Here is a 3,406-nt window from a genome sequence, read left to right as displayed (position 1 = left end):
CAGAACATTGAAAAGGTGGAGAACATCGGCCATGAGCTGCGGAGCGTGGGCGGTCATTTGAAGAACGCCGGACGCGCCATGATTGGCAAGGAGACGCAGACGGTGGACGGCGGGCAGGAGGGCCGCTTTCAGTCTGTGGTCCTCGCCCCTATGCGGGCCACTAAAAAGCTGCTGTCCAGTATGAACAACGCCACCCTCGCCGCTATCGGTGGTGTGGAGAATCTGGAGTTGTCGGCGGAGGCCGCACGGGAGGCGCGGGCGGAACGTCAGGCAGAACAGAAGCCCTCTATCCGTCAGGCATTAGCGGAGAAAAAGGCCGAAGCTGCCGCCCGTCCCGCTCCTGTGCCGGAGAAAGATCATAAGCACCCGGAGGCGGCGTTATGAGCGGAAAGCGGTTCCAGGCCAGGGCGAAAACGGTTCAGAGGCTGGGCCGGGACGGTCTGGTGGAGCGTAACATGGCTACCGGCGAGGAAAAGCGCGTCAGTCAGCGGACGGCGGATGTATCTTTCGGCCCTGATCGGGCTGTGGAGCAGGCGGCGGGCCACCGTGCGGCCCAGCGCAGCGGCAGCGACCCCGCCGCCCCTGCCAAGAAACGGCGCAAACAACCCCGCCCTATCCAGCAGACGGCGGAAGAAGCGGTTTATGCTGCCCAGGAGCCGGTCAGCGTATCGGATACTCCTGTGCCGGACGCTCCCTCTATGCGGATGGCGGCGGACGCACCCATGATGGCCGCTCCCACCATCAGCGAGGACCCTCCGCCCCCGCCCCCAGCTTCCCGGAGGCGGCGCAGACGGAACAATCGTAAAAAGTCCAAGCAGCGGCAGGCGGCAAAGCATACCCCGAACGCCGCCCGTTCGCTGGACGGTCAGCCCGCCCCCATGCGGAGTGCTGGTGACGCCCCCATGCAGAACCGGCCACCCGGCAAGGGGCCGAAGCGTCCGCCCCGCCCGGTGGAGGGCGGCGGACGGCTGAAATTCAAGGCGACAGAGGGCGAACAGCCCCCCACTGACGGCAAGGCCCCCGCTGATGCCAGGGCAAAGATGAAGAAGCGGCAGACACGGCGGTTTGCCCCGGATGCCGCCCAGCCTGCGGCTGAACAGCGCACCTCCCGCCTCCTGGACGATGGCGGCGGACGGCTGCGGTTTGAAGGGACGGCGGAGGATGCTGCCCCTGATCCTGATTCCGAACAGTCCGCAGAGGCAAGGCGGGCGGCAAAAAAGCGGCAGGTTATGGAGTACGCCGCCAATGCCGCCCGGTCAGAGGACGTTCAGCAGACGGAAACGCCCGTTTCTACTGACGGTGAGGCGGACACCCGCCAGCGGGACAGCCCCCAGCCGGAACCCAAGGCCCCGGAGTTGTCCTCCGTGCCGGATGATCGCGGAGCCTATAAGAAGCGGCAGGCGGCAAAGTTCGCCGCCCACTCCGCCGCGCCCATTGCTTCAGAGCGGAGGCGGCTGCAATTTGAGGACCCGCCGCCCGCCGCTGACAGTCTCCCGGCCCCCGCGCCGAAGGAGGATGCCACGCCGCCCAGCCGGAGCTATCAGAAGGCCGTGCGCCGGGTGGAACGGGCGGAGGGGCAGGTGGAACAGGCGCGGGCTGATCTTCCCACCAAGAGCCGCCTGTCCTTTCAGCCGGAGCCGGACAGCGAGACGGGCAGACCCCGCCGCCGTCTGCATTTTGAGCAGGAGGTTTTGCCGGAGTACAGACCGCCCTCTTTGCCCGCCCGTGTCACTGGTATGGCGAAAACGGCGGCGGTGATGAAGCTCCACGGCAAAATCCATGAATCTGAGCGACAAAATGTAGCAGTAGAGGCCACCCACAAAAGCGAATTGTTTGCGGAGCAGGGCGTGGGGCGGGCGCTGCGCTGGCAAAGGAACCGCCGCCGCTCCAAGCCCTACCGCGCCCTGCGCCAAGCAGAACAGTGGGCGGCGAAGGAGAATCTCAATCTGGCATGGCAGACCGCCCTCCGGGATAACCCGGAGCTGCGGCGGAAAAATGCCCTCGCCAAGTGGATGCAGAAGCAGAAGATCAAGCGGAAGTATGCCCAGGCCGCGCATGAGGCGAAGCAGACGGCGCAGTTTACTCAAAATGTGGCCCAGGCCACCGGGCAGATCGTCCGGGCTATCCAGCAGTACGCGGCGGCGCACAAGTCCCTGTTGGCTGTGGTGGCTCTGCTGGCTATGGTGGTGGTGTTCTTTGCCGCTGGCATGACCTCTTGTACCGCTATGCTCTCCGGTTTCCAGTCCTCCTACATCTCCGCCTCCTATATGGCGAATGAGCAGGACATTTGCAATTCCGACCTCTACTACACGGAAATGGAGACGGATTTGCAGATGGACATTGACAAGACCGAGGAAAATTACCCCGGCTATGACGAATACCGCTACAACATCGGGGAGATCAGCCATAACCCCTACGAACTGATGGGCTATCTCTCCACCATGTTCAACGCCTTTACCTTTAAGCAGGTCCAGGCGGAGATTGCGCGGCTGTTCGGGGAGCAGTACCAGCTTACGCGGGAGGTTATCATTGAAACCCGCTATGACAGTGACGGCGATCCCTACGATTGGTACGTCCTTCAAACCACGCTGACGGTCACGCCGCTGTCCACGATCATTTCCAACACGCTCTCCCCCGGTGAGCAGACCGACCGCTACAACGTGTACCAGCAGACCCTCGGCAACCGGCAGGCGTATGGAAACCCCTTTGACTTCCCGTGGCTGGGGTACGTCTCCAGCAGCTACGGCTACCGGGTACACCCCATCAGCGGGGAGAAGAACCTGCACCGGGGCGTGGACATTGCCGTGGCGCAGGGTACACCCGTTGCGGCTATACACGACGGACGGGTGGTGTCCGCTGGTGACGCTGGCAGCTACGGCCTGTGCGTGGTGATAGAGGACGAAAAGGGCTATCAATCCCGGTACGCCCACTGCTCCAGTCTTTCCGTCACCGTGGGCCAGGAGGTCAAGCGAGGGGATGTGATCGCCGCCGTGGGCAGCACCGGCAACAGCACCGGGCCGCACCTGCATCTGGAGATCATGTTGGACGGCGAATATCTGAATCCCTACTATTTCGTGGACACCGGCTACGATGGCGCAACCAGCGGAGCAATCCCCGGCACACCGGGCGGCGTGGAGATTCCCGCCTACCCTGGGGAGCCGGTAACGGACGAAACCTACGCCGCCATGCTGGAAGAAGCGCAGAAATACCTCGGTTTCCCCTATGTTTGGGGCGGCAGCAGTCCCAGCACTTCCTTTGACTGTTCCGGCTTTGTAAGCTGGGTCATCAATCATTCCGGCTGGAACGTGGGACGGCTGGGGGCGCAGGGCCTCTATAACATCTGCACTCCCGTATCCATGGCGAACGCCCAGCCCGGTGATCTCATTTTCTTCTGGCACACCTACGA

2 protein-coding genes are annotated in these 3,406 nt (G+C 63.4%); both read left to right on the top strand.

Annotated elements, in window-relative coordinates; translation table 11 throughout:
- The coding region (locus QZ332_RS13380) for a DUF6674 family protein (protein ID WP_367116674.1) at window positions 1-384 on the top strand (384 nt) is incomplete at its 5' end.
- Between the two features lie 494 nt (window positions 385-878).
- Window positions 879-3,406, top strand: a 2,528-nt coding sequence (locus QZ332_RS13375; RefSeq protein ID WP_295766344.1) for a CD1108 family mobile element protein, incomplete at its 3' end; no start/stop codon positions are given.

This window comes from uncultured Oscillibacter sp., from assembly GCF_910584465.1.
Lineage (GTDB): Bacteria > Bacillota > Clostridia > Oscillospirales > Oscillospiraceae > Oscillibacter.
Note: the sequence above shows the minus strand (reverse complement) of the source record. Positions and strands in the feature narration are given on the sequence as shown.